Origin of the sequence: Variovorax restrictus (assembly GCF_051216715.1) — a bacterium.
Taxonomy (GTDB): Bacteria; Pseudomonadota; Gammaproteobacteria; order Burkholderiales; family Burkholderiaceae_C; genus Variovorax.
In genome coordinates, this window is record NZ_JBPJZH010000001.1 from 284845 (window position 1) to 311598 (window position 26754).

Annotated in this window: 23 protein-coding genes; 12 read left to right on the forward strand and 11 right to left on the reverse strand. The window is 68.2% G+C overall.

Annotation, left to right across the window (positions count from 1 at the left end):
- Nucleotides 1-35 precede the first annotated feature (35 nt).
- Nucleotides 36-452 (reverse strand): serine/threonine protein kinase, encoded by a 417-nt coding sequence (locus tag ACSFA0_RS01390; protein ID WP_435448447.1) that lies wholly within the window; start codon nt 450-452, stop codon nt 36-38.
- A gap of 273 nt (nt 453-725) precedes the next feature.
- Between ACSFA0_RS01390 and ACSFA0_RS01395 the strand changes: the two genes are divergently transcribed.
- From ACSFA0_RS01395 to ACSFA0_RS01420, 6 genes are all read left to right on the forward strand, one after another.
- Nucleotides 726-1454, forward strand: coding sequence for an endonuclease/exonuclease/phosphatase family protein (locus tag ACSFA0_RS01395; RefSeq protein ID WP_435450874.1), 729 nt, complete (start codon nt 726-728; stop codon nt 1452-1454).
- Nucleotides 1451-2689 (forward strand): cardiolipin synthase ClsB, encoded by a 1239-nt coding sequence (clsB, locus tag ACSFA0_RS01400; RefSeq protein ID WP_435448448.1) that lies wholly within the window; start codon nt 1451-1453, stop codon nt 2687-2689. Before ACSFA0_RS01395 ends, clsB begins: the two co-directional genes overlap by 4 nt.
- Nucleotides 2689-3684: a lysylphosphatidylglycerol synthase domain-containing protein gene (locus ACSFA0_RS01405; protein WP_435448449.1), complete on the forward strand. Its 996-nt coding sequence runs from the start codon at nt 2689-2691 to the stop codon at nt 3682-3684. Before clsB ends, ACSFA0_RS01405 begins: the two co-directional genes overlap by 1 nt.
- A gap of 59 nt (nt 3685-3743) precedes the next feature.
- Entirely contained in the window at nt 3744-5030 is a 1287-nt protein-coding gene (locus ACSFA0_RS01410) for a putative DNA modification/repair radical SAM protein (protein WP_435448450.1), read from the forward strand.
- 42 nt (nt 5031-5072) lie between these two features.
- Complete coding sequence (locus ACSFA0_RS01415; protein WP_435448451.1) at nt 5073-6620, forward strand: UdgX family uracil-DNA binding protein; 1548 nt, start codon at nt 5073-5075, stop codon at nt 6618-6620.
- A 118-nt stretch (nt 6621-6738) separates the two neighbouring features.
- Entirely contained in the window at nt 6739-7236 is a 498-nt protein-coding gene (locus tag ACSFA0_RS01420; RefSeq protein WP_435448452.1) for a polyhydroxyalkanoate granule-associated phasin, read from the forward strand.
- Here ACSFA0_RS01420 and ACSFA0_RS01425 read toward each other — a convergent pair whose 3' ends face one another.
- The 3 genes from ACSFA0_RS01425 to ACSFA0_RS01435 all read right to left on the reverse strand — a co-directional run bounded on the left by ACSFA0_RS01425 (nt 7237) and on the right by ACSFA0_RS01435 (nt 10541).
- Nucleotides 7237-8418 carry a metallophosphoesterase gene (locus ACSFA0_RS01425; protein WP_435448453.1) on the reverse strand — a complete coding sequence of 394 codons (1182 nt, stop codon included), beginning with the start codon at nt 8416-8418 and terminating at the stop codon, nt 7237-7239.
- Between the two features lie 147 nt (nt 8419-8565).
- Nucleotides 8566-9072 (reverse strand): hypothetical protein, encoded by a 507-nt coding sequence (locus ACSFA0_RS01430; protein ID WP_435448454.1) that lies wholly within the window; start codon nt 9070-9072, stop codon nt 8566-8568.
- Nucleotides 9073-9197: 125 nt separating this feature from the next.
- Nucleotides 9198-10541: a phospholipase D-like domain-containing protein gene (locus tag ACSFA0_RS01435; RefSeq protein WP_435448455.1), complete on the reverse strand. Its 1344-nt coding sequence runs from the start codon at nt 10539-10541 to the stop codon at nt 9198-9200.
- Nucleotides 10542-10713: 172 nt separating this feature from the next.
- Here ACSFA0_RS01435 and ACSFA0_RS01440 point away from each other — a divergent pair, with 172 nt between their 5' ends.
- The 4 genes from ACSFA0_RS01440 to ACSFA0_RS01455 are packed head-to-tail and all read left to right on the forward strand — an operon-like array spanning nt 10714 to nt 17292.
- Nucleotides 10714-11274 (forward strand): (2Fe-2S)-binding protein, encoded by a 561-nt coding sequence (locus ACSFA0_RS01440; protein WP_435448456.1) that lies wholly within the window; start codon nt 10714-10716, stop codon nt 11272-11274.
- Nucleotides 11271-12314 carry an FAD binding domain-containing protein gene (locus ACSFA0_RS01445; RefSeq protein WP_435448457.1) on the forward strand — a complete coding sequence of 348 codons (1044 nt, stop codon included), beginning with the start codon at nt 11271-11273 and terminating at the stop codon, nt 12312-12314. The genes ACSFA0_RS01440 and ACSFA0_RS01445 overlap by 4 nt, the downstream gene beginning before the upstream one ends.
- On the forward strand, nt 12311-14593 hold the full coding sequence (locus tag ACSFA0_RS01450; RefSeq protein ID WP_435448458.1) for a xanthine dehydrogenase family protein molybdopterin-binding subunit: 2283 nt from the start codon (nt 12311-12313) through the stop codon (nt 14591-14593). The genes ACSFA0_RS01445 and ACSFA0_RS01450 overlap by 4 nt, the downstream gene beginning before the upstream one ends.
- The gene (locus tag ACSFA0_RS01455) at nt 14590-17292 is read left to right on the forward strand and encodes an excinuclease ABC subunit UvrA (protein ID WP_435448459.1); all 2703 of its coding nucleotides are present in this window, start codon (nt 14590-14592) and stop codon (nt 17290-17292) included. Before ACSFA0_RS01450 ends, ACSFA0_RS01455 begins: the two co-directional genes overlap by 4 nt.
- Here ACSFA0_RS01455 and ACSFA0_RS01460 read toward each other — a convergent pair.
- Entirely contained in the window at nt 17217-18263 is a 1047-nt protein-coding gene (locus ACSFA0_RS01460) for an RNA methyltransferase (protein ID WP_435448460.1), read from the reverse strand. The genes ACSFA0_RS01455 and ACSFA0_RS01460 overlap by 76 nt on opposite strands.
- Nucleotides 18250-19140: a YihY/virulence factor BrkB family protein gene (locus ACSFA0_RS01465; protein WP_435448461.1), complete on the reverse strand. Its 891-nt coding sequence runs from the start codon at nt 19138-19140 to the stop codon at nt 18250-18252. Before ACSFA0_RS01465 ends, ACSFA0_RS01460 begins: the two co-directional genes overlap by 14 nt.
- A 182-nt stretch (nt 19141-19322) precedes the next feature.
- Between ACSFA0_RS01465 and ACSFA0_RS01470 the strand changes: the two genes are divergently transcribed.
- On the forward strand, nt 19323-19502 hold the full coding sequence (locus tag ACSFA0_RS01470; protein WP_435448462.1) for a hypothetical protein: 180 nt from the start codon (nt 19323-19325) through the stop codon (nt 19500-19502).
- A gap of 65 nt (nt 19503-19567) precedes the next feature.
- Here ACSFA0_RS01470 and ACSFA0_RS01475 read toward each other — a convergent pair whose 3' ends face one another.
- Genes ACSFA0_RS01475 through ACSFA0_RS01495 form a run of 5 tightly spaced genes read right to left on the reverse strand, consistent with a single transcriptional unit; the run spans nt 19568 to nt 25860 of the window.
- Complete coding sequence (locus tag ACSFA0_RS01475) at nt 19568-20725, reverse strand: acyl-CoA dehydrogenase family protein (RefSeq protein WP_435448463.1); 1158 nt, start codon at nt 20723-20725, stop codon at nt 19568-19570.
- A gap of 16 nt (nt 20726-20741) precedes the next feature.
- The gene (locus tag ACSFA0_RS01480; protein ID WP_435448464.1) at nt 20742-21902 is read right to left on the reverse strand and encodes an acyl-CoA dehydrogenase family protein; all 1161 of its coding nucleotides are present in this window, start codon (nt 21900-21902) and stop codon (nt 20742-20744) included.
- A gap of 31 nt (nt 21903-21933) precedes the next feature.
- The gene (locus ACSFA0_RS01485; protein ID WP_435448465.1) at nt 21934-22917 is read right to left on the reverse strand and encodes a tripartite tricarboxylate transporter substrate binding protein; all 984 of its coding nucleotides are present in this window, start codon (nt 22915-22917) and stop codon (nt 21934-21936) included.
- A gap of 22 nt (nt 22918-22939) precedes the next feature.
- Nucleotides 22940-25069, reverse strand: a complete 2130-nt coding sequence (locus ACSFA0_RS01490) for an acetate--CoA ligase family protein (RefSeq protein ID WP_435448466.1) — start codon at nt 25067-25069, stop codon at nt 22940-22942.
- A complete protein-coding gene (locus ACSFA0_RS01495) occupies nt 25066-25860 on the reverse strand; it encodes an enoyl-CoA hydratase (RefSeq protein ID WP_435450875.1) in 795 nt (264 codons plus the stop codon). Before ACSFA0_RS01495 ends, ACSFA0_RS01490 begins: the two co-directional genes overlap by 4 nt.
- Before the next feature lie 86 nt (nt 25861-25946).
- Here ACSFA0_RS01495 and ACSFA0_RS01500 point away from each other — a divergent pair, with 86 nt between their 5' ends.
- Nucleotides 25947-26732 (forward strand): IclR family transcriptional regulator, encoded by a 786-nt coding sequence (locus ACSFA0_RS01500; protein ID WP_435448467.1) that lies wholly within the window; start codon nt 25947-25949, stop codon nt 26730-26732.
- Nucleotides 26733-26754 lie beyond the last annotated feature (22 nt).

The window sequence follows — 26754 nt, forward strand, 5'->3', positions numbered from 1 at the left end:
TGCCGCGGGCTTTTTGTCGTGTCGTGACGGCCGACTTACTTGGGCGTGCCGGTCGAATTCTTCGGGTTGGTCGGGACGTCAGGACGCTCGCCGGTCTGGCCGAACTGCGGCTTGGGCTTGATGGCGTCCTGGCGCACTTCGGCGCGGGTCGTGCCACTCATGACCGGCGGCATGGCATTGGGCTGGTTGTTCATGCGCGTGCTGGCTTCGCCACCGGGCGTCGTCGTGTTGGCCTGATTGCGGTTGTTCGCACGGGCCTCGGCCTTCACGGCATCGCGCGACGCCGGCATGCTGCCTTCAGGACGCTGCGTCGGGTTGGGCACACCGGCGCGCGTTTCGGTGCTGGCTTGCCCTTGGCTCGATGGCATCACCGTCGTGGAGGTCTGCGCGAAGGCTGCGCCAGCGCCCAGCAGGGCGGCGAAAGCGAGGGCAGGGGCAATGGCTTTGTTCATGAATGTCTTCCTTGGAGGAGATGAGAGTTGCAGAAGCGATCAGCTTCTTGCCCCTCGCGCACACGCCGTGGAAGCCGTCGTTGCGCGCTGCTGTGGGGCACCGGGGCGTGGGCCTGTAGGACGCGGCAGCGGGCGCGCGAAGACGCTGGTGCGTCCTACAGCGTCGAAGGGGGGCCCGCCCTACAAACGAGGCATGTCCTTTTTCACCCTGCCGCTGCTGTGAGCGACCCCATCCCGCAGCCCGATCAGCGATCGCCCGTGTCGCTCAAGGTCATGACCGTGAACACCCACAAGGGGTTCACGGCGCTCAACCGCAAGTTCATCCTGCCCGAGCTGCGCGAGGCCGTGCGCACGGTGGGTGCCGACGTGGTGTTCTTGCAGGAGGTCCAGGGGACACACGACCGGCATGCGCGCAAGCACAGCAACTGGCCGGAGGCGCCGCACTACGAGTTCCTGGCCGACACCATGTGGCCGCAGTTCGCGTACGGCCGCAATGCGGTGTATCCGAAGGGACACCATGGCAATGCCGTGCTGTCGAAGTTCCCGATCTCCACCTTCACGAACCACGACGTGTCGATCGCGGGACCCGAGAAACGTGGCCTGCTGCATTGCGCGCTGCGGGTGCCGGGCCGTGTGGGCGAGGTGCACGTGATCTGCGCGCACCTCGGTCTGGCCGAATCGCACCGTCAGCAGCAGCTCGAACTGCTCTGCCACATCGTTCGCGACGAGGTGCCCGCGGATGCACCGTTGGTGGTCGCTGGCGACTTCAACGACTGGCGGGGCCGGGCGCACGACATCCTGGCCGAGGGCGCCAACCTGCGTGAAGTCTTCGTGCATGCCAACGGTGCCGCCGCCAAGACCTTCCCGGCGCGCTTCCCGCTGTTGCCGCTGGACCGCATCTATGTGCGCAACGCCGGCGTGCACTCGCCCATCGTGCTGCCGCGCAAGCCCTGGTCGCATCTGTCCGACCATGCACCGCTGGTGGCGGAGATCGAGTTGTGAACGGGCGTGGCTGGCTCAAGGGCAACGCGGTCGAGCTGCTCGAGAACGGGGAGGAGTTCTTCCCGCGCGTGTTCGAAGCGATCGGCGAGGCACAGCGCGAGGTGATCGTCGAGACCTTCATCCTGTTCGACGACAAGGTCGGCCAGGGCCTGCATGCCGCCTTGCGTGCGGCGGCCCAGCGCGGCGTGAAGGTCGACCTGATGATCGATGGCTTCGGCTCGCCCGATCTCTCCGCCGAGTTTTTGTCGGGCCTGACCTCCGTCGGCGTGAAGGTGCGGGTGTTCGACCCAGGTCGCCGCGTCTTCGGTCAGCGGCTCAACGTGTTTCGCCGGATGCATCGAAAGATCGTGGTTGTCGACGGCCAGCGCGCGTTCGTTGGCGGCATCAACTACTCCGCCGATCACCTGATGGACTTCGGGCCGAAGGCCAAGCAGGACTATGCGGTGGAGCTTCGCGGCCCGATCGTCTCCGAGATCCATCGCTTCGTGCTGCACGCCATCGCCGTCGGCGGCAAGGGTGCGAGCTGGTTCCGGCGCCGGCTCAGGGCCGCGCACCATGACGAGGTGAACAACGCCGCCGGCGATGCCGAGGTACTGCTCGTCACGCGCGACAACCGCCGTCACACCAACGATATCGAGCGACGCTACCGCGCGGCGATACGCACGGCGCGCGAGCGCGTCGTGATCGCCAATGCGTACTTCTTCCCCGGCTATCGGCTCATCAAGGCGATGCGCCGTGCCGCGCGCCGCGGCGTCGACGTGCGCCTCATCCTGCAGGGCGAGCCCGACATGCCGATCGTCAAGACGGCGGCCAGCCTGCTCTACCACCACCTGCTGAACGCCGGCGTGAAGGTGTACGAATACGTGGAGCGGCCGCTGCACGGCAAGGTGGCGCTGATGGACGACCAGTGGAGCACGGTCGGGTCGAGCAACCTCGACCCGCTGAGCCTGTCGCTCAACCTCGAGGCCAATGTCATCGTGCGCGACCGCGCATTCAACCAAGTGCTGTCGGAGCGGCTCGAGCACCTGATGACGAACAGCTGCAAGCAGATCCGGGTCGAGGACCTCACCGAGTGGAGCGGCTGGCGGCTGGTGCGCAGCTTCCTGATCTTCCACGTGCTGCGCTGGTACCCCTCGCTCACCGGCTGGCTGCCGCGGCACGCGCCCCGGCTCAAACCGCTCGACCCGCCGCCGGTGCCCGCGGGCGGCGCGACGCACACCGAAACGGCCGCGTGATGGCTGCGGCCCCCGGCGCTGCCGCCAGCGACGCGACGGCGTCCACGACGTCGCCGACCCGGCGGCCCTGGTGGCCGTGGGTCAAGCGCATCGGCACCTGGGTGTTCTTCGCGCTGATCGCGTGGCTGCTGGTGAAGCAGGCGCGCGGCATCGACTGGGACGACGTGCTCGACGCGTTCTCGAAGCTCCCGGCCACCACCCTCGCCATGGCGGCTTGCCTGGCGGCGTCGAGCTTCGTGCTGTACAGCACCTTCGACCTGCTGGGCCGCCGCATGACCGGTCACCCCCTCGGTGCCGCCAAGGTGATGGGCGTGACCTTCGTCAGCTACGCCTTCAATCTCAACCTCGGCTCGCTGGTCGGTGGCGTCGCCTTCCGCTACCGGCTCTATTCGCGGCTGGGCCTGGACAACCCGACCATCACGCGCGTGCTCGGCTTCAGCATGCTCACCAACTGGTTCGGCTACCTGGTGGTGGCCGGCGCGGCCTTCTGCTTCTGGCCCCTGGACCTGCCGGCCGACTGGAAGATCGACAACGGCGGACTGCGCGTGCTCGGTGCCGTGCTGCTGGCGCTGGCCGCGGCCTACCTGGCGCTGTGCGCGTTCGCCAGCGACAAGACCTGGCACATCCGCGGCCATGCGTTTCAGCCGCCACCGCTCCGGATGGCGTTGCTGCAGATGCTCATGTCCTGCGCCAACTGGTGCCTGATGGGCGGCGTGGTGTGGCTGTTGCTGCAGCAGAAGGTGGCCTACCCCGAGGTGCTGGCGGTGCTGCTGGTGGGCGCGGTCGCGGGCGTCATCACGCATGTGCCGGCCGGGCTGGGCGTGCTGGAAGCCGTGTTCGTCGCCCTGCTCTCGCACAAGCTGCCGCAAGGCCAGATCCTCGCCGCGCTGATCGGCTACCGGGCGTTGTACTACCTGCTGCCGCTGGCCGTCGCAACGGTGGGCTACCTGGCGATGGAGCTGCGTGCGCGCAGGGCGGCGACCACCGGCGACTGACGCTGCATCGCCGTACCCGCCCTGTCCCAAGGGTTGTTGGCGAACTGTATATTCGTACAGTGAACACGCAACGCAAGCTCGCCATCCTCGCCGACGCGGCCAAGTACGACGCCTCCTGCGCGTCGAGCGGCACCAGCAAGCGCAACTCGGTGGGCGGGCGTGGCATGGGGTCCACCGAAGGCTCGGGCATCTGCCACAGCTATGCGCCCGACGGCCGCTGCATCTCGCTGTTGAAGATCCTGCTGACCAACTTCTGCCAGTACGACTGTCTCTACTGCGTGAATCGTGTGACCAGCAACGTGCCGCGGGCGCGCTTCACGGTCGACGAGGTGGTGCAACTCACGCTCGACTTCTACCGCCGCAACTGCATCGAAGGCCTGTTCCTCTCCAGCGGCATCATCCAGAGCCCCGACTACACGATGGAGCAGGTGGTCGAGGTGGCGCGGGTGCTGCGCGAGGTGCACGACTTTCGCGGCTACATCCACCTCAAGACCATCCCCGACGCCTCGCCCGAACTGCTGCAGAAGGCCGGCCGCTATGCCGACCGTCTGAGCATCAACGTCGAACTGCCGACGGTGCAGGGCCTCGAAACGCTCGCGCCCGAGAAGGACGGCGCGGCCATCCGGCGTTCGATGGCGCGGCTGCGGGTGCACATCGACGACGCGAAGGACGCCCAGCGCGAGGCGACCCGGACCCACGTGATGTCGATGCCTCAGGCCAATGCGCGCCGCGCGCCGCCACCGGTCTTCGCACCGGCCGGCCAGAGCACGCAGATGATCGTCGGCGCCGACGCCACCGACGACCGCACCATCCTCTCGGCCAGTGCGCAGCTCTACGGGGCCTATCGACTGCGCCGCGTCTACTACTCGGCCTTCAGCCCCATCCCCGATGCCTCGTCGTCGCTGCCGCTCGCCGCGCCGCCGATGGTGCGCGAGCACCGGCTCTACCAGGCCGACTGGCTGATGCGCTTCTACGGCTTCGCGCACGACGAGATCGTGCCGGCCGCCGCCGATGGGTCCACCGCCATGCTGTCGCTCGACGTCGACCCCAAGCTCGCGTGGGCGCTGGCGCATCGCGAGCGCTTCCCGGTCGACCTCGACACGGCACCGCGCGAGATGCTGCTGCGCGTGCCCGGCCTGGGCGTGAAGGCGGTGGAACGCATCCTGATCGCGCGGCGGGTGCGTCGCGTGCGCAGCGACGACCTCGCGCGGCTGCGTGTGCCATTGAAGAAGGTGCTGCCCTTCGTGCAACTGGTCGACCATCGGCCGGGCCGTGCGTTGGATGCCGCCGACTTCGCATCGCGCTTCCGGCCCGCGCCGGTGCAGGCCTCTCTCTTTTCCGCCTGAGCACCTACAAGACAGGCGCACCGCGCGCCCGAGATTGTCTGCATGGCAATGCACACCGTTACGCTCGCGAGCGAAACCGACTGGCCGGGCTTCCGCAGCGAGGCGCGGGCCCTGCTCGCGCGACAGGTTCCACCCGAGCAGGTCGAATGGCACACGCAGGCCAGCGCGGAACTCGACCTTTTCGCTTCGCTCGAGGCGCGTGCGCCCACCATCGGCCACGGCAGTGCATCGGCGGTCGTGCCGCCCGCGTTCGTCCGCTTGTGCGAGACGGTGGTGATGCACCACGACCCGGCGCGCTTCGGCCTGCTGTACCGCCTGCTGTGGCGGCTGGTGCACGAGCCCGGCCTGCGCAGCGACCCCCTCGACGCGGAGCGGGTGCATGCGCAACACATGGCGCAGGCGGTGCGTCGCGAGATGCACAAGATGAAGGCCTTCGTGCGTTTTCGGCCGATTGCGCAGGGCGATGGCCTGCCGCCGTTGCACGTGGCGTGGTTCGACCCCGAGCACCACATCGTCGAAGCGGTGGCGCCCTTCTTCGTGCGCCGCTTCACGCAGATGCATTGGGCCCTCCTGACGCCGCAACGCTCGGCGCGCTGGTTTCCGCCGGACGACGGCGCCGAGAACGCCGGACGCGGCCATCTGGACATCGGGCCCGGCGCGCGACGCGAAGATGCGCCGCCGGCCGATGCGGGCGAGGCGCTGTGGCTCACCTACTACGCGCACATCTTCAATCCGGCGCGCCTGAAGCTCGCGATGATGCAGAAGGAGATGCCCCGGCGCTATTGGCAGAACCTGCCCGAGGCCGCGTTGATCTCGCCGTTGGCGGCCGAAGCGATGGCTCGCAGCGGCCGGATGATCGACGCGCCACCCACCGCGCCGGCACGTCGCATCGTGCCGCTGCAACCCGTGTCGTCGTCGGCGCGGGACGATGACGATGACGCGATGGACCCGGGTGCTGGCGGGTTGGCTGCCGATCCGGCCGAAGCATTGGCCCGGTTGAAGCGCGCCACCGACCGCTGCCGCGAATGCCCGATCGGCGAGCACGCCACGCAGTCGGTCTTCGGCGAAGGGCCGATCGGCGCGGCGTTGATGGTGGTCGGCGAACAGCCCGGTGATCAGGAGGACCTGCGCGGCCGCCCCTTCGTCGGTCCGGCGGGCCAGCTTTTCGACCGCGCCATCGCGGAGCTCGGCTGGCCGCGCGAGGCGCTGTACGTGACCAACGCGGTGAAGCACTTCAAGTTCGAGTTGCGCGGCAAGCGCCGCATCCACAAGACACCGACGCAGCGCGAGGCGGCCGCCTGCCTGCACTGGCTCGAGAGCGAAATGGCGCAGGTGCGTCCGCGCGCCGTGCTGGCGCTGGGCGCGACGGCTGCGCGTTCGGTGCTGGGCCGACCGGTGGCCGTCATGCAGGAGCGCGGGCAATGGCAGCTCGGCCCGCGTGGGGAGCAGGTGCTGGTCGCGCTGCATCCGTCGGCGCTGCTGCGCGGCGACCCGGCGCAGCGTGACGAAGCCTACGCGGCCTGGCTGGAGGATCTGTCCAAGGCCACGTCGCTGGTGCAGGGCGATCTGCACGAGACCGAAGCCCGCTGACGGTACAAATTAACGCTTGGCACGGGAACAGGTAGGACAGTCGCGCCTGAAATGCTGCAGCGCAGCAAATGTGGCGCCATCGGCCTATAGTGACCGTCTCTCCCTGAAAAAAGCGCTCATGTCTTCCTCGTTCACCTCGCGTTTTTTCAATCCTTTCATGCTGTGGACGGATGTCGCACTCAAGACCCAGGAGATGCTCCTGTCGTCCGGTTCCGTGATCCAGATCCGCACCGAGCGCATGGCCAAGGCGGGGCTCGCCCCAAGCGCGGCGGACCTGGCCGAGTTTCAGTTGATGAGCCATGAGAAGCTGGCGGCCGCCAGCGAATCGGGCGCGGCCATCGTCAATCAGCTGCACACCACGAGCTATTCGCTGTTGAACCGCTCGGTGCGCGACTGGCTCAGCGGCGTCACGGCGTTGATGGGCCTGGCCACCAGCGTCACACCGGCGCAGGCGGCGGCGCACAGCCACGAGCTGCTCAGCGCGGGGAATCGCGCGGTGGCCACCGCCACTCAGATGGGCAGCGCCAGCGCGCGCGTGGTGCAGCGCGGCCTCAAGCCGATCCACGCCAAGGCCACCGCGAACGCGCGGCGTCTCGGCCTCCCGCCCAAGGCCTGATCAGCGTGCGACCAGCCGCAGCAGCGTGATCTCCGAGGGCGCGCCAAAGCGCTTCGGCGGGCCCCAGTAGCCGGTGCCCCGGCTGGTGTAGACCCACATGCCCTGCAGGCGATTCAGCCCGGCCACGAACGGCTGCTGCAGCGGCACGAAGAGGTTCCACGGGAAGAACTGGCCGCCGTGCGTGTGGCCGGAAATCTGCAGCTGGAAGCCCGCTTCCAACGCCGCCGGCGCGCTGCGGGGCTGGTGCGCCAGCAGGACCCGCGTGGTCACCGCCTCGGGCGCCCCGGCCAGCGCGGCCTGCGGGTCGCTCGCATGCGAAGCGTCGAAGTGCACGGCGGTGTAGTCGGTCACGCCGGCGAGCAGCAGCGTCATCGCCGCGACCTCCTCATCCGTCTGCGCGCCCTTGGCGCGCCGCGCCGCCAGCAGCACATGCTCGTTGAGCAGCACCGTCAGGCCGAGCCGGCGCAGCTCGGCGATCCACGCGTGCGCGCCGGCGTAGTACTCGTGGTTGCCGGTCACCACGAAGGTGCCGTGGCGTGCGCGCAGGTCGGCCAGCGGCGCGATGTGTTCGCGCAGTTCGGCCACGCTGCCGTCGACCAGGTCGCCGGTGATGGCGACCGCATCGGCGTCCAGACGGTTGACCGCTTCGACGATGCGCTGGATGTAGCCGCGCCGGATGGTCGGCCCGACGTGAAGGTCGCTGAGCTGCGCGATCGTGAAGCCGATCAGGGCCGGCGGCAGCCCGTCGATCGGCACCTCGACCGTCCGCACCCGCGCGGTGCGGCGCGCGTTGAAGAAGCCGATCGCCGTGACGACGGTCGCCAGCAGCGGCACGGCGACGGCGCTCCACGGCTGGACGACCGCCCAGTCGACCCGCGCGCCGGCGACCCACCCGATGCCCCAGGTCAGCGCGAGGCCGGCATCGCGCGCCAGCGTGAGAACGAACATCGACGAGAACCACCCCATGCAGATCAGCCCGAGCCAGCGCCAGGCGTCCGGCAGCGGCGGGCGGGCGCTGCGCAGGCCGACGAAGGGAAGCGGAATGGTCGTGGCCGACACGGCCAGCGCGACCAGCAACAGCAGTGCCGCCGCAGGTGCGAGGGCGAACAGCGCGGGCGACAGGCGCAGCGCGATGTAGACGTGCAGCAGGGCCGTCAGGATGGAAAGGGGGCGAAGCGGCATGCGGAGAGAACGGCGGGGCGGATGAGAGGCGGGCAAGGCGCCCCGCCGCAGGTGCGAGACGCCCAGGACGCATTCAAGCCCTGTGCCAGGAGAAAGGCGCCGGCGCGGTGCCGACGCGGGAGGCGCTTGGACGCGCCCTTTGGTGCGTCAGCGGCGCGCGGCCGAGGCGTCCTGCGTCACCATGGTGCTGCCCGCCAGCGGCGGCACGTCGATGTTCGAGGGCCAGACGAAGCGTGCCCTGACCGGCATGCCGTTGAACACGTTCACCTGCTGGGTCAGGGTGATGCCGCCCAGGGTCGCCTCGACGTCGTACGAGCCGGGCTCGAGACGCGCCAGCATCATCGGGCCGGTGGCGGTGGTTTCCATCACCAGCTTGCCGTTGTACTTGTCGCGCACCAGTACCTGAACCTCGGAGGGCAGTGCGGCGCGTGCGCCCTGCCCCAGCGAGAACTCGAGCGTCGCGGCCCAGCGCGGCGACACCGTCTGCAGGAACTGCGCTTCGGTCTTGTCCGCGCCGCCGCACATGTACTCCACGCCGTCCGCCATGCGGATCGGCGGGTTCGCCGCGGCGTGCGCGGTGACCAAGACGCCCAGGGCCAAGACGGCGGTCGCCACGGTGCGAGCGACGGCGGAGGTGAGGTGAAAAGAGGTCATGCTGTACCGGAATTCCAGTGCGACGGTGCGTCGGGAATTCTTCCCTAGCAACAATCGGGCACAGTACAGCGTTTACGCGTAGATGGCGTGACAACCGCCGCGGGCGCTTCGCGCCTGGCCTCGGTTCAGAGCTGCGTCGCGAGCAGGGACGACAGATGTTCCATCGCCTTCTCGTGCCACGGCCGGGCTTTCCAGGCGGCGTGGGTCAGCCGCGTCGCGCGCTTCAGGTCTTCCTCGAACACGCGCGTCTCCTGCGCGGCGAAGGCCTCGTCGTAGATGTTGAGGTTGGCCTCGTCATTCAGGCGGAACGAGCGGTTGTCGAAATTGGTGGAGCCGACCGACACCAGCAGCCCGTCGACCGTGAACACCTTGCAATGGAACATGGTCGGCTGGTACTCGCTGATCTCGACGCCGGCCTCCAGCAACGGCCCCCAGCTGGCACGCGACGCGCGACGCACCGTCTGCGCGTCGATCAGCGGCCCTGGCGTGATGATCCGCACCCGCACGCCGCGTTTCGTCGCCGCCACCAGCGCCTCGATGGTGAGCGTGTCGGGCACGAAGTACGCGCTCGACAGGTCGATGGTTCGGGTGGACGCCGCGATGGCCAGCAGATACATCAGGTGCATGCTCTCGCTGCCGCCCGTGGGCGAGCTGCTGAACACCTGGGCGCGCCCGCCGCTCTGCGCGCCGTCGGCCACCGCGCGTGCGGCCGCCTCGACGGGCTTCAGCGCCGGAAAGTAACGCTCGCCGTGCAGCACCTCGCCCGAGGTCTTGATCCAGTTGTCCATGAACACCGACTGCATCTGCGCGACCACCGGCCCTTCGACGCGGTAGTGCGAATCGCGCCAGTGGTCCGGGTCCTGCGCGTTGCCGGTCCATTCGGGTGCGATGCCCACGCCGCCGGTGAAGCCGACGCGCCCGTCGACCACCAGCAGCTTGCGGTGCGTGCGGTTGTTCATCCGCGCGATGTCGTACCAGCTCGGCTTGTGGAACTTGCGAATGACCACGCCCGACGCTTCCATCTCCTTGAGGAAGTCCTCGTCGATCTTCGCGCTGCCCACCCAGTCGAGCAGCACATGCACCTTGACGCCGGCACGTGCCCGCTCGCTCAGGGCATCCGCGAAGGCGCGGCCGATGTCGCCCGACCAGTAGATGTAGGTCTCGAAGGTGATGCTCTCGCGCGCGCTTCGGATCGCATCGAGCATGGGCGGGAAGATCTGGTCGCCGTTGTGCAGCGCCTGGAAGCGGTTGCCTTCGGTGATCGGCGGGCCCAGCAGCACGCCCAGCGCGCGCTGGAACTGCGGGTCGTGCAGGGCGTATTCGTGATGGACCTGCTCGTCGACCTTCTTCTCGCCGCCGGTGAAGTTCAGCACCAGGAGGGTGGCGGCGAGGGTCAGCGCGGCCGTCAGCACAATCGTGGTCAGGCGGCTCTTTCGGCTCTTTCGGCTCTTCTTGTCGGTCTGGCGCATGGCTGAAGCAGGGGAATTTTGAAAGGCGCGACGCTAGCACGCAGCGACAGGCCGCCGCGCCATGGCGGCGCTTTCCCTCCTTTGTCTTACACGCGGCCCCGCGTGCGTCGGTAACCGTCACTGGCCGGCAAGCCCAAAACTGCGTCAGGACCAGACCATCGAAGGACACACCGTGGACCGCCCTCTCATCTCTCCCCCCCCCGACCGCGAAGTGGCGGCCCGCGCCGTGTCACTGCATGTCAACGGACACCGCCATGAGCTCGCGCTCGAGCCGTGGGTGACCCTGCTCGATCTGCTGCGGGACCGCCTGAACCTTACAGGCACCAAGAAGGGCTGCGACCACGGCCAGTGCGGCGCCTGCACCGTGCTGGTCGACGGCAAGCGCATCAATGCCTGCCTCACGCTGGCCGTGATGCAGGACGGCCGCGACATCACGACCGTGGAGGGCATCGCCGACGGCGCCGAACTCCACCCGCTGCAGCAGGCCTTCATCGCGCACGACGCGTTCCAGTGCGGCTACTGCACGCCCGGCCAGCTGTGCTCGGCGATGGGCCTGATGAACGAAGGCCAGGCACGCACCGAAGCCGATCTGCGCGAACTGATGAGCGGCAACATCTGCCGCTGCGGCGCCTACCCACAGATCGTGCAGGCGATCGGCGAGGTCATGGGTGTGCCGGTGGGCCAGACCGACGACGGGCGTCGCCGCATCGTGATCGGGACGGTGCCGGCATGAACCCGTTCACCTACGCCGTCCCGGCCGACGCCGACGCCGCGGTCCTCGACGTGGCCGATGGGTCGACCGCCAAGTTCATCGCCGGCGGCACCAACCTGCTCGACCTGATGAAGGAGAACCTGTCGCACCCGATGCGACTGGTCGACATCAGCCGCATCGCGCTCGACGGCATCGAAGAGAGCGACGAGGGCGGGCTGCGCCTGGGCGCGCTGGCGCGCAATGCCGACACGGCCTACCACCCGCTCGTGCGCGAGCGCTACCCGCTGCTGGCGTCCGCCATCCTGGCGGGCGCTTCGCCGCAGATCCGCAACATGGCGACCAACGGCGGCAACCTGCTGCAGCGCACCCGCTGCTACTACTTCTACGACGCCGGCGTGGCCTGCAACAAGCGCGTGCCCGGCAGCGGCTGCCCGGCGATCGGTGGGCTCAACCGCATCCACGCGATCCTGGGTGCGAGCGAGCACTGCATCGCCACGCACCCCTCGGACATGTGCGTGGCGCTGGCTGCGCTCGACGCCACGGTGCAGGTGCAGTCGGTCCGCGGCGTGCGGCACATCCCCTTCGCCGACTTCCATCGCCTTCCCGGCGACCGCCCCGAGGACGACACCACGCTGGACGCCGACGAGCTGATCACGCACATCCATCTGCCGGATGCCGGCCGGTTCGCGGCCCACAGCGCGTACTTGAAGCTGCGCGACCGCGCGTCGTACTCCTTCGCGCTGGTGTCGGTGGCGGCGGCGCTCGACCTGGCTGCCGACGGCACGGTGCGCGAGGTGCGCGTCGCGCTGGGCGGCGTCGCACACAAGCCGTGGCGGCTGCCGCAAGCCGAATCGCTGCTGGTCGGCGCGCCGGCGAACGCCGAGACCTTCGCGCAGGTGGCCGACGCGCTGCTGCGCGACGCGCGCGGCCAGGGCGATAACGATTTCAAGATCCCGCTGGCGCGCCGCGCCATCGTGCGCGCACTGGAAGTCGCCGCGGCGGGCACCGTCACCAATGCGGGCGAAAGCGCCCGTGACCCGAGCGAAGGAACGCGCGCATGACCGATCTCATCGACGCCCTCCACGTGCCTTCGGCCGATGCCGGCACCGGTGCCGTGCAGATCGGCATGCCCGTCTCCCGCGTGGACGGCCGCGCGAAAGTGACCGGCACGGCGCGCTACGCGGCCGAGCACCCGGCCGCCGATCTGGCCTACGGCGTGGTCGTCAACAGCACCATCGCCAAGGGCCGCATCGTCGACTTCGACCTGGCTGCCGCGCGCGCGGTGCCCGGCGTGCTGGATGTGCTCACGCACGACAACCGCCCCAAGATGCGCAGCTTCGGCCTGTTCTACAAGGACATGACCGCCCCCGGCGGCTCGCCCTTCAAGCCGCTGCACGACGACACGATCCTCTACAGCGGCCAGCCGATTGCGCTGGTGGTGGCCGAGACCTTCGAGGCGGCCCGCCATGCCGCCGCGCTGGTCCGCGTGCGGTACGAGGAAGAACCGCACGACACCAACCTGATGGCCAACCTCGAACGCGGTCGCAAGCCCAGCCGCCTGAAGGCCGGCTACTCGCCACCGCCCGACGAGAAGGGCGATGCCGAGAGCGCCTTCGCTGCCGCACCCGTGAAGATCGAGGCCGAGTACTACAGCGGCGTCGAGCACCACAACCCGATGGAGCTGTTCGCGTCCACGGTCATCCGCGGGGCCGACGGCCACCTGACGATCTACGACAAGACGCAGAGTTCGCAGAACAGTCGCTGGTATGTGTCGCATGTGTTCGGCCTGTCGAAGGACAAGGTGACCGTGCGCAACCCTTATGTCGGCGGTGCCTTCGGCTCCGGCCTGCGCCCGCAGCACCAGCTGCCGCTCGCGGTGATGGCGTCGCTGCACCTCGACCGCTCGGTGCGCGTGGTGCTCACGCGCCAGCAGATGTTCACCTTCGGCCACCGCCCCGAGACGCTGCAGCGCGTGAAGCTCGCCGCCGATGCCGACGGCACGCTGCGCGCCATCGTGCACCACGCCATCGCCGAGACCTCGCGCATCGAGGACTACGTCGAAGTGGTGGTGAACTGGTCGGGCCAGCTCTATGCCTGCGACAACATCCTGCTGGGCTACCAGGTGGTCGAGCTCGACCAGCACAGCCCTATCGACATGCGCGCCCCGGGTGCGGCGCACGGTGTGCATGCGCTCGAAGTGGCGATGGACGAACTGTCGTACGCCCTCGGCATGGACCCGCTGGCGCTGCGCCTGAAGAACTATGCCGAGCGCAACCCGATGGACGACCTGCCCTACTCCACCAAGGCGCTGCGCGCCTGCTATGAGCAGGGCGCAGCGCGCTTCGGCTGGGCGCAGCGCCCGCTGCAGCCGCGCACGATGCGCGAAGGCACCGAACTGGTCGGCTGGGGCATGGCGACCGGCACCTGGGACGCGATGCAGATGTTCGCGCGCGCCAGCGCGGTGCTGCATGCCGACGGCCATCTGGTGGTGAGCAGCGCGGCCACCGACATCGGCACAGGCACGTACACCGTCATGGCGCAGATCGCGGCGGCGTCGATGGGCCTGCCGATGGAGAAGGTGCAGTTCCAGCTGGGCGATTCCACGTTGCCGGTGGCACCGATCGAAGGCGGCTCGTCGCATGTGGCGACGGTGGGCTCCGCGGTCGAGGGCGTCTGCGAGAAGCTGCAGAAGCGTCTGCTGAAGATGGCGCTTGCCATGGACGGCTCGCCGCTGGGCAAGGCGAAGTTCGGCGACGTCGAGTTCGCGGACGGCACCGTGCGGCTGCGCGCAAAGCCTTTGCACGCCGTGCAGCTGGTCGACATCCTGGCGGCCTCGAGCGAGGCCCGCATCGAAGAAAAGTACCTGATGCTGCCGCATGTGCTCAAGCAGAAGAAGTACGTGCGCGCCACGCATTCGGCGGTGTTCTGCGAGGTCAAGGTCGACGAGCTGCTCGGCACGGTGCGGGTGACGCGCGTCGTCAGCGCCATCGCGGCCGGCCGCATCATCAACGCCAAGACCGCGCGCAGCCAGGTCACGGGCTCGGTGGTGTGGGGCGTCAGCCAGGCGCTGCACGAAGAGACCCATTCCGACCACCGCCTCGGCCGCTTCATGAACCACAACCTGAGCGAATACCACGTGGCGGTGAACGCCGACATCCACGACATCGATGTCGTGTTCGTCGAAGAGGACGACCGGGTCGTCAGCCGCCTGGGCGCCAAGGGCGTGGGCGAGATCGGCATCGTGGGCGTGGCGGCGGCCATCTCCAACGCGATCTTCCACGCCACCGGCCAGCGCGTGCGCAGCACGCCCATGACACCCGACAAGGTCATGGCGCCGTGAACGCACGCGAGGGGCATGACGGGCGCGACCTGAGCGCCTTCGTGCGGGTGCGCGGTGCGCGCGAGCACAACCTGAAGGACGTGGACGTCGACATCCCGCGCGATGCGCTGGTCGTCTTCACCGGCGTGTCGGGCTCGGGCAAGTCGTCGCTGGCCTTCGGCACCCTCTACGCCGAGGCGCAGCGCCGCTACTTCGAATCGGTCGCGCCGTATGCGCGGCGCTTGATCGACCAGGTCGGCGTGCCCGCGGTCGACGCCATCGATGGCCTGCCGCCGGCCGTGGCGCTTCAGCAGCAGCGCGGCACGCCCGGCACGCGCTCGTCGGTCGGCAGCGTGACGACGTTGTCGAGCCTGTTGCGCATGCTGTATTCGCGGGCCGGCCACTACCCGCCGAGCCAGCCGATGCTGTTCGCGGAAGACTTCTCGCCCAACACCGCGCAGGGCGCTTGCCCCACTTGCCATGGCCTCGGCCATGTGTACGAGGTGACGGAGCAGTCGATGGTGCCCGACGACTCTCTGAGCATTCGCGACCGTGCCATCGCCGCCTGGCCGCCCGCGTGGCAGGGGCAGAACCTGCGCGACATCCTGGTGACGCTGGGCTACGACATCGACACCCCCTGGCGCGACCTGCCGCGCAAGGACCGCGACTGGATCCTCTTCACCGACGAGCAGCCCACGGTGCCGGTGTACGCCGGCTTCACGCCGGCCGAGACCCGCGCGGCGCTGCGTCGCAAGCTGGCGCCGAGCTACCAGGGCACCTTCATGGGCGCGCGCCGCTACGTGCTGCACACCTTCGCCACCACGCAGAGCGCGTTGATGAAGAAGCGCGCCTCACGCTACATGGTCGGCAGCGCGTGCCCGACCTGCGATGGCAAGCGCCTGAAGCCTGAAGCCTTGCGTGTGACCTTCGCCGGCCATGACATCGGGACGCTGGCGCGCTTGCCGCTCGACCGGTTGGCCGAGGTGCTGGCACCCGCAGCGGCTGGCGCGCTGGCGGCCGTCGGCACGTCATCGGTGCGCAGTCGGGATGCGTCGCGCCGCGACGCGGCGCAGCGCGTGGAGGCCGGTGGCTCGGCGCATGCCGCATCGCCCGACGTGCGCCGCACGCCCGAGTTGTCGGAAGAAAAACGCATCGCCGCCCAGCGCATCACGCACGAGGTGCTGGCGCGCGTGGAGACGCTGCGCGCGCTGGGCCTGGGCTACCTGTCGCTGGACCGCAGCGCGCCGACGCTGTCGCCTGGCGAGCTGCAGCGGCTGCGGCTGGCCACGCAGATACGGTCCAACCTCTTCGGCGTCGTCTATGTGCTCGACGAGCCCTCGGCCGGCCTGCACCCCGCCGACGCGGAGGCGCTGCTCGATGCCTTGCATGCGCTCAAGCGCGCCGGCAACTCGCTCTTCGTCGTCGAGCACGACCTCGATGTGATGCGCCAGGCCGACTGGCTGGTCGATGTCGGCCCCGATGCCGGCGAACAGGGCGGCCGGGTGCTGTACAGCGGGCCGCCCGACGGCCTTCGGTCGGTGCGTGCGTCGCACACGGCGCGCTATCTCTTCGCCGACCCGGCCCTTGCCACGGCGCGGCAGCCACGCGCACCCACGGGATGGCTCCGGCTGGAGGGCGTCACGCGCAACAACCTGCACAACCTCGATGCCGACGTCCCGCTGGGCGTGCTGACCGCGGTGACCGGCGTGTCGGGCTCGGGCAAATCCAGCCTGGTGAGCCAGGCGCTGATCGACCTGGTGTCGGCGCATCTGGGCCACGAGCCGCCGGCCGACGAGGACGAGGCCAGCGGTGGCGAGATGCCGGGCGCCGCGCTGGCGTCGACGACGACCGCCGGCCGGCTCGGCGGCGACATCGCGCGCGTGCGCCGCCTGGTGCGTGTCGACCAGAAGCCCATCGGTCGCACGCCGCGCTCCAACCTCGCCACCTACACCGGCCTGTTCGACCCGGTGCGCAAGCTCTTCGCGGCCACGCCCATGGCGCGCAAGCGTCGTTACGACGCCGGTCGCTTCTCCTTCAACGTGGCGAAGGGCCGCTGCCCGACCTGCGAGGGCGAAGGCTTCGTCAGCGTCGAACTGCTCTTCATGCCCAGCGTGTACGCGCCCTGCCCGACCTGCCACGGTGCGCGCTACAACGAGGAAACGCTCGCGGTGCACTGGAACGGCCGCAGCATCGCCGACGTGCTGGGCATGACGGTCGACGAAGCGCACGACTTCTTCGCGGACGAACCGACGGTCCAGCGCCCGCTCGCGCTGCTGCGTCTGATCGGGCTGGGCTACCTGCGCCTGGGCCAGCCCGCCACCGAACTCTCCGGCGGCGAAGCGCAGCGCATCAAGCTGGCCACCGAGCTGCAACGCGCACAGCGCGGCGAGACGCTCTACGTGCTGGATGAACCCACCACCGGCCTGCACCCGTCCGATGTCGACAAGCTGATGGTGCAACTCCATGCGCTGGTCGATGCGGGCCATACCGTCGTCGTGGTCGAGCACGAGATGCGTGTGGTCGCGGGCAGCGACTGGGTGATCGACCTGGGGCCAGGCGCGGGCGACCGTGGCGGGCAACTGGTGGCCTGCGGCACGCCGCAGCAGGTGGCGTCGTCGACAGACAGCCGGACCGCGCCCTACCTTCAGCGCGCGCTCGGTGGTGCGGCAGCGTCCCGGCGGAAGACGACCGTCGCCGCGGCCGCCCGCGCGCGCAGCTGACCGCAGCCGCCGTCGATGTCCTGCCCGGCCGAGTGGCGCAGTTTCGTGAGGATGCCGCGCGCGTGCAGCGTGCGCGCGATCGCCTCGCAGCGCGCCAGCGCAGGTCGGCTGAAGGCCACGCCATCGACGGCGTTGAAAGGGATCATGTTCAGCACGCCGTACTTGCCCGACAGCAACCGGACGATGCCCTCGATCTCGTCGTCGCCGTCGTTGATGCCTTCGAGCAGCGTCCACTGGTACTGGATCGGGTAGCCGGTGACGCGGGCGTAGCGCTCGCCGGCGTCCACCAGTGCCTCGGGCGTCATGGCCGGCGCGCGCGGAAGCAGTTCCCGCCGCAGTTCGGCCCGGGTCGTGTGCAGCGACAGCGCCAGCGCCGGCTTGACGCGCTCCCGATCCAGCCGCTCGAACACGCGTGGGTCGCCGACCGTGGAGAACACCAGGTTCTTGTGGCCGACGTTGCCCACCGTGCCCAGCAGCTCGATGGCCTCCATCACGTTGTCCAGGTTGTGGGCCGGCTCGCCCATGCCCATGAACACGACCTTGCGCACCGGCCGGCGCAACCGCGCGAGCGCGACCTGGGCAATGATTTCGGCACTGCCGACCTGGCGCAGCAGGCCATCGCGGCCCGTCATGCAGAAGCGGCAGCCGACGGCGCAGCCCACCTGCGACGACACGCACAGGCCGCCGCCGGGCAGCAGCACGCTCTCCACCGTCTGCCCATCCGCCAGCGCGACGAGCAGCCGCTCGGCGCCGTCGTCGCCCGGATGCACCGACTGGACGCGGGCGAGCCCGGCCAGCTCGGCCTCGATGGTCGGCAGGGCTGCCATCAGCGACGACGGGAAGAAGCTCGCGGGCAGCCGCCGGCCGCTGTCGCGGGGCAGCGCATGCGACCACAGCCGCAGGATGCGCTGTTCATGGCTGGGGCCCGCGCCGGCCGCGCGCAAGCGCTGCTTGAGTTCAGGGATTCGCACGCGAAGGCTCCTCCGCCTTCTCGCGCAGCACCCCGTTGATCTCCGCGCCGAAGATCAGCGTGGTCGCGCTGATGTAGAGAAAGACCAGCGTGGCGACCACACCCGCGAAGCTGCCGTAGAGCAAGGCCAGCTTGCCAGCGGTGCGCAAGGTGTACGAGAGCGTCGCCGCGGCGCCCACCCACAGCGCCGCGCCCATCAGGGCGCCCGGCATCACGGTGTAGAGGCGCTGGCGGATGTCGGGCAGCCAGCCGTAGAGCAGCGCGTACATCACCGTCAGCACCAGGTAGGCCGAACCGTAGCGCACGCTGTTGCGCAGCCAGAGAGTGTCCTGCCCGACGCCCACGCTCTGCTCGAGCAACGCCCACACGTAGGGCATGACCACCACCGAGCTGAAGACGGCCAGCACGCCCGCGCCCACGATCACCGTGAACAGCGTCGACTTGATGCGTGCCTTCCAGAACGGCAGGCCGCGCTCGATGCCGTAGGCCCGGTTGAGCGCCGAGCGCACGGCCTGCATGCCCGAAGAGGCGGTCCACAGCGTGGCAACCAGGCCGATCGTCAGCAGCGCCTGGTTGCGCTGCGCCAGCACCTGCTGGATGACGGGTTGCATGGCGTCGCGCACCACCTGTGGCGCATAGCCGATCACGCGCTCGACCAGGGCCGCCGCGTCGCCCGGCTGCCCGACGAAGCCCGCCGCTGCCGACAGCAGGATGAGCAGCGGAAACATCGCCAGCACCGACGAGAACGCGAGGCTGCCCGCCTGGTTGGCGCTCTGGTGGAGGATGTAGTTGCGGACGGCCGTCACGACCACGCCGAGCCCGGGTGTGGCCATGACCGTGCGCTGCACGCGCTGCGCGGTGTCGCCGAGCCAGCTCATGGGCGCCGGCCTCCGGCCCCCGGGCCACAGCGAGCCGGCGAGCGCACGAGAGGAAGACGAAACTTGATCGCGGAGGTCATGGGGTCATCATGCATGAGGCTCTGCGGTACGCGCTGGCACTTCCATGCACGTGCGCGAATGTCCGACACGGCAGGCCGAGGGTTGCCGCCCATCATCGCTGCATGGATGAGCAAAAAAACCGCCGTGTCTCCAAGCCCCCGTTCCGGTGGATGCTGGTCTTCCTGCTGGCGCTGGCCGTGGGGATCGTCGCGGCGGTCATGTGGTTCAAGTTCTGGCCGGAGAGCTTGGTGGAGTCGCCGGCGGCGCCCAAGCCGCCGATGCACAACGCGCCGGGCTCGTAGCCCAAAACCCGCTGCGATCGGGACCGCTCGCGGCGGCGGCCCCAAACTGCTCTTGTCTGCGCGCGCTATCCCAGCAGGGTGCGGGCGATCAGCCCCAACTGGATTTCGGCGGCGCCGCCGAAGATGGTGTATGCGCGGCTGTTGCAGTACTCCGGCACCAGCGTCGTGGCTGGGTGCTGCGCATCAGGTGCGGCGCTGCGCCATCGCAGGCTTTCGGCGCCCAGTGCTTCGACGCCGAGCTCGCCGATAGCCTGCTTTAGCCGGCTCGCACGCAGCTTGAGGATGGACGACACAGGGCCGGGGTTGGCACCGGGCGGCAGGCCACCCATCGTCCGAAGTTCGAGCCACTCGAAGGTGTCCAGGTCGGCGACGACCTCGCCGACGCGACGCAACAGGTCGTCCGTTGCATCGCCAGACGCCGGCAGTGCTTCTGCGACTCGCTTGAGCTGCGAGCGAAGGCGAGGGCTGAATATGCCGGCGCCGCGCTCGAACTCCAACAGGTACTTGGCACACTCCCAGCCGGCGTTCTCGTCGCCCACTCGCTCGGACTGGCTGACACGAACACCTTCGAAGTGGACTTCGTTCACCTCGCGGTCGCCGCCGATCGTGGCGATGGGCCGCACGGTGATGCCGGGCAGTGTCATGTCCACGAGCAAGAAGCTGATGCCTTGCTGCCGCTTGCCTTCGTTGCTCGTTCGCACGAGGGCGAACATGCGGTTGGCATGGTGCGCATAGCTGGTCCAGATCTTCGTTCCGTCCAGGACGTAGTCGCCGCCGTCCGAGCGCGCCCGGAGCGTGAGCGACGCCAGGTCCGAGCCGGCATTGGGCTCCGAGAAGCCCTGGCACCAATAGTCCTCGCTGGCTAGGATGCGCGGCAGGTAGAAGCGCTTTTGCGCTTCCGTGCCGTAACGAAGGATGACCGGACCGACCAGGCGCACGCCCATCGGATGGACCAGTGGCGCGCCCGCGAGGGCGCATTCCGTCTCGAAGATGAAGCGCCACAATGCGCTCCAACCCGTGCCCCCCCATTCCGTTGGCCATAGCGGAACCAGCCAGCCTTTGGCCTGAAGTGCTTTCTGCCACGGCATCGAGATCTCGGGTTCGGGGTACATGCCTGTCGTGCGGCGCTGCCCGTCACGCAGTTCGTCGGTCAGGTGGGTCTTCAGGAAAGCGCGGACCTCATCGCGAAAGGCTTTGTCTTCGATGCTGAGTTCGAGATTCATGCGTGGTGATCCAGGATCAGGCGACGAGCGCTTCTCGCAGCGTCTGACTGTGCGCGAAGGCGCCGGTACCGAGTTGAGCGACGCCGAGCGCCCGTGCATGCTGGCCTGCAGCCCCGCATTGCTGCGCGAAGGCCAGCAGCGCCCGGAAAGTGGCTGCGATCGGAAGCTCTTCACACACGCCCATTGCGCCATGAAGCTGCACAGCTTCCTGGGCCACGAAGCGCGCAGAGCGGCCGACCTTGTTCTTCACGAGCGCGGCGAGGTCCGCGCCAGACGCGGGCGATAGCGCGAGCCGCATCGATGCCAGCTCGCAAACGGCCTGTGCTTCTGCACAGTGCACGGCCATCTCCGCCAGGCGGTGCTGCACCACCTGGAACTGAGACAGACTTTGTCCAAACTGCTTGCGCTGCTGGGTGTAGTCGGTGGTCTGCGCGAGCGCTGCTTGCATGGCACCGGTCGCTTCCCATCCAAGCGCGATGATTCCTTCCGCCAGGACCTGGTGCAGCAACGCCTCCGCTTGACCGGATTGATCGTCTCCCAGCAGCACAGCTGCAGTGCCTGCGAAGGTGATGTCGGCGGCCCGGCCACCTGCGAGAGTGTCGTAGGCGTCGAAGCGGATGTTTGGCGCATGCGGGCTCACGAGAAACAACCATGCCGCGCCGTCGACCGTGGCCGAAACGATCCAGGAGGCCGAGCCGACGGCACCGATCACGTGCCGCTTCTCGCCTGTCAGGCGCCAGCCTTGAGCACTTCGCACCGCAGTCGTTTTTCGGCCCTCCCACGGCAGACGATCGCCCGGTTCCGCATGGGCCAGCGAAAGGCGAACTTCGCCGGCCATCAGCCGGGGCAACCACTGCGATTGTTGCGCAGGGGTACCGGCCAAAGCCAGCAGCCGCCCGGCCTGGACAACTGAGGCAAGCCAAGGTTCGACGACGAGATGGCGACCGAAGGCCTGCATCAGAAGTCCGGTCTCGAGCGAGCCCATGCCGAGGCCACCAGCGTCCTCCGGAATGGGCAGGCCGAGCCAGCCCATTTCCGCAAAGGCGGCCCATGTGTCCGGGGACCCGCCATCGCGGTGCACCCCCGCTTCGCGCTGGCGAAAGTCGTACTGGCCGCCGAGCCAGTCCAGCGCGCTCGATGTGATCAGCGACTGCTCGTCCGTGAGCGAGAGTCTCATGTCGGATCTCCGGCGAAGAACGGCTGGGTCATCAGTCCGCCTTGATCTTCGCGCTGCTGATCACCTTGGCCCACTGGTCGATGTCGCGACGCAGGAAGCTGCTGAACTCGGCAGGCGAGTTACCGATGATGTCCAGGCCCCATCCCTTGAAGCGTTCGCGGAGTTCGGGGTCCTTCAGGATATCGGCGGTTTCGCGGTGCAGGCGATCGACGATCGGTTGCGGCGTTCCGGCCGGCGCGACGATGCCCAGCCAGGGCATGGCCTCGTAACCCGGCAGTCCAGATTCGGCCACGGTTGGCAGTTCGGGGATGGAGGGCGAGCGCTTGCCGGTCGTGACGGCGAGCGCACGCAGCTTGCCCGACCTGATGAATGGGCCCGACGATCCCAGTGCATCGAACATCACGCTGACCTGGCCGCCGACCACATCCGTCAACGCCGGACCGCTGCCCTTGTACGGGATGTGGACCATGAAGGTATTGGCCATGCTTTTGAAGAGCTCGCCTTCCAGATGCGTGGAGGTTCCACTGCCGGTGGAGGCGTAGTTGAGCTTGCCGGGGTTGGCCTTGGCGTAGGCGATGAGCTCGGCCACGGACTTCACGGGCAGCTGCTGGTTGACGACCAGCACATGCACGACCGAGGCGACCTGAGTGACCGGCGCGAAGCTCTTGATCGCGTCGTAGCCGACCTTGTCGTACAACAGTGGCGCAGTGCCGAGAGACGACGCGGCGAGCAACAGCGTGTACCCGTCCGCCGGGGCGCGCGCTACCAGGTCGGAGGCGAGGATGGTGCCCGCACCTGGCTTGTTGTCGATGACGACTGGCTGGCCCAGGCGCGGTGACAGCTTCTCGGCCAGCGCGCGCGCCAGGAGGTCGGTCACACCGCCCGGCGGAAACGGAAGCACCATTCGGATCGGCTTGTCAGGGTAGTTCTGAGCCAGGGCTGCTGCCGGTGCGACCAGTGATGCCGCCGTTGCGAGCACGGCAGCGCTCAGGGTTCTCATCAAGAATGTCTTCATGGTTGTCTCCGGTTGTGATTTCTCAGACGGGCGAATGAACGAGTACAAGCGCGTCCAGCGCCACGGCGCCTTGTCCTGCGGCTCGAACCTGCAAAGGGTTGATCTCCAGCGCCAGCGCCTGCTTGCCGAGCGCCGTGGCCGCATCGGACAAAGCGGCGATCCCGGCGCAAGCAGCGTCGACGTCGGCGATGGGTCGTCCGCGGAAGCCATCGAGCAATGGCCAGGCCTTCAGCGAGCGCAGCATGTCGCCCACCATGGCGGTGTCCACCGGCAGCAGGCGATGGCTGGCGTCGCGGTAAAGCTCGGTGAGCACACCACCGAGTCCGACGGTCAGCGCCGGGCCGAAGACCGGATCGTGCGTGACACCGGCGATCAACTCAGTCACGCCGCCGCTTGCCATCGGCTGCACCAGCAAGCCGTCGATGCGCGCTGCCGGGTTGTACGCCTGAGCCGATGCGAGGACATCCGCGCAGGCCAACCTCAGCGACGGCGCGTCGCGGATGTTGAGTTTCACCCCGCCGGCCTCTGTCTTGTGCGCGATGTCCGCGCTCAGGATCTTCAGCGCCACCGGCCAGCCGAGGCGTCCGGCCGCCCGGACTGCGGCCTCCGCATCGCTGCAGACTTCTTCGGGCAGCGAGGGCACACCGTACTGCGCGAGAAGCGCTTTGGTGTCGTGCTCATTGAGCTTCGCGGGCAGTGTCTGCGCGGCATCATGCCGCGGCGGCGTTGCACGCAATGCCGCCCATCGCGCCACGGCCGGTTGGCGTGTCATCCAATGGCAATAGGGTGCGATGGCCCGGGTCGCGCGACCGAGATCGTCGAACACAGGCACGCCAGCGTCGGCCAGTTGCGAGCGGCACTGCGCTGCGCCGGTGTCGATGGCGACCAACAAGCGCGGATAGCGTTTGCAGATCTCGATCAGCGGCTCCGCCATCCGGTCGAGCAGGTAGCCGGGCGCATAGACGATCACGGTGTCCACCGCGTCGGTCTCGGCCAGCGCCGCAAAGATCGTCCGGACGAACTCTGGCTTGTTGACGACGTTGCCGGTCACGTCGATCGGATTCGAGACCATGCCGTAGTCGGGGATGCCTTCTCTCATGGCCTGCTGGACGGAAGCCGGCAATGTGGGAACGTCCAGCCCTGCCAGGATCAGCTTGTCAGCCAGGATGGCCCCGAGCGCCCCAGACATGGTGACGATGGCGACGCGACTGCCGCCCTGTCGATGGCGAAAGCCGCTCAGGTAGGCGAGATCGGCCATCTGCGCGAAATCGGTGCCGCGGATCACGTTGAGTTGCTCGAAACCGGCCTGATACAACGCAAGGTCGCCCGCGAGCGCAGACGTGTGCGAACGAACGGCTTCCGATCCTTTCTCGGTTTCGCCAGCCTTGTAGAGAATCAGCGGCTTGCCCTGTGCGGCAAGCGACAGGGCCGCCTCGATGAAGCGTGGACCGTCGCGCAACTGTTCGACATAGCCGACGACGCAATCCGTCTGCGGGTCCTGCGCGAGAAACGCGAGGTACTCCGCGAACTCGAGCGTGGCCTCGTTGCCGGTGTTGATGAAGTGACTGACCGGCACGCCGAGCCGGCGGATCAATGCGAAGACTGCCGAGCACACATTGCCGCTTTGCGTGAGCACGCTGACGCGGCCTGGCTGCGTCTGCGGCGGTGCGCTGCGAAAGACGGACGCAAAAGCGGTGTGCGCCTGGATGTTCAGGTTCGCGAAGCCCATGCAGTTGGGTCCCGCCACCACCATGCCGCTGCGTTCGACGAAGGCCTCGAGTGTGCGTTGGAGGGCAGCGCCTTCGGCGCCTGCCTCGGCAAATCCCGCGGCATACACGATCGCAGCGGGAATGCCCTTGGCGTGGCAACGCTCGAGCATGGCGGTCACGTCTTCCGCACCGATCGCCAAGACCACGAGATCAGGCACCTCAGGCAGTGACTCGATGTCCGGATAGCAGGCGTAGCCGAACACCTCCTGGTATTTGGGATTGATCGGAAACACCTTGCCCGCGTAGCCGAAGTGCTTCAGCAGGTCGAGGGGCATGCCTCCGATACGACCGGCCTGGTTGCTCGCACCGAGCATCGCGATGGACCGCGGTTGCAGCAACGGCGCGAGCCGATGCGACGGGTTGCGCGCGATCGCCCCGCTCATGCCTTCGCTCCCTTCTGGATGGCATTGGCCAGTCCAGCCTCCTTGGTCTGGCGGTATTCCTCGCTCACATGGCTCAGCTGGTGCACGTCGAAATGCGCCGAAAGCGCTTGCCGCATGCCCTGCACATCGACTGAGCGATTGAGCGACTTCTTCAGGACCTGAAGCGCAAAGGGCGGCGCCTTGGCAATGCGCTGCGCCAGCGCCATCGTCTCTTCGTTCAACCGGTCGTTCGCGGTCACGCGGTTGATCATGCCGAGTGCCTTGGCATCCGCTGCCGTAAGGCGTTCACCAGTGAACAGGAACTCCTTCGCTTGACGCAAGCCCATCACCCAGGGATGGATGAGCACCTCGGTCGCTGCGGCGCCCATCGTATGGGTGACGGGGTCCGAGAAAAAAGCATCTTCCGACGCCACCAGCAGATCGCACATGTTCGCGACCATGAAACCGGCGGCAACGCATGCGCCTTGCACCTGGGCGATCGTGGGCTTCGGAAAGTCCCAGATTCGCATGCAGTAGCTGAAGTAGCGTTGCTCTTCGTACGCCCATCGCTCCTCGACGGTGAACTCCGCACGCTCCGCTTGCGCTTGCTTCAGGTCGTGACCCGCCGAGAAGTGCTCACCCTTGGCCGCTAACACGACCACCCGGGTCGATGGGTCCGTTCGAGCCGCCTCGAAGGCCGCATCGAGCTGGTCCAGCATCTGCTGGCTCTGCGCATTGCGCACCTGGGGACGGTTCAGCCAGATCCTGCGCACAGCGCCGGACTGCTCGATCAGAAGAAGAGGTTCGCTCATCGGATGGTCCTGCATTCGTGGAATGGCCGCGATCATCTGGCTGATATGCTCACAGTGCGATCAGTAAATGAGATGGATCCCATATCATGAGCAAACCTATGGAAACTCCGGGGGCGCAGAACATGCGCCGCTCTCTACAGGTTCTGAGGGCGCTTGGCGCACACCATGAAGAGGGGCTGGCGGTCAGCGAGGTGGTTGCCATCACCGGGCTGGAGCGGTCCACCGCGCATCGCTTGCTGACCTGTCTGGTGGAAGAACAGTTCGCGGAACGCGACGGCACCACACGACGTTATCGGTTGGGTCTTGAAGCGATGCGGTTGGGCTTTGCCTCGCTCAAGCGAGCACCTCTGGTGGCGACGTACCAGCCGGTGCTGCAGCGGCTCGCGCGACTCTCGGAAGACACGGTGTTCCTGCTGGCACGGCAGGGCGACTACACGGTATGTCTGGCCCGCGAAGACGGCGCCTTCCCCGTCAAGATCTTCAGCACCCGTGTTGGCGACATTCGGCCGCTAGGCATCGGTGTCGGTGGTCTTGCGATCCTGGCTGCTGCCGCCGATGAGGACATTGCCCGAGTGAGAAGTCAGCACGCGCCCGCGTTCGATGCAGCCGGATTGACGCCGGTGCAAATGGACAAGGTCATCGCGCGCACCCGACGCACCGGGTTCTCGGAGCTCGTGGACACCGTGACGCAGGGTGTCGGTGGTGTCGGCGCGGTGATCCCGGATCCTGCCGCGCCGTTTGCGGCGATCTCCATCGCAGCCATCAAGCCGCGCATGTCGGCAGCGAGGAGGGCTGAGTTGGGGCAGCTCCTTCTAAAAACCTTCGGAGAGCAACGTTCGGTCGGAGCGGCGCACCTGGACTCCACGCGCTGAACACGGCCTTCGGGGCAAAGCG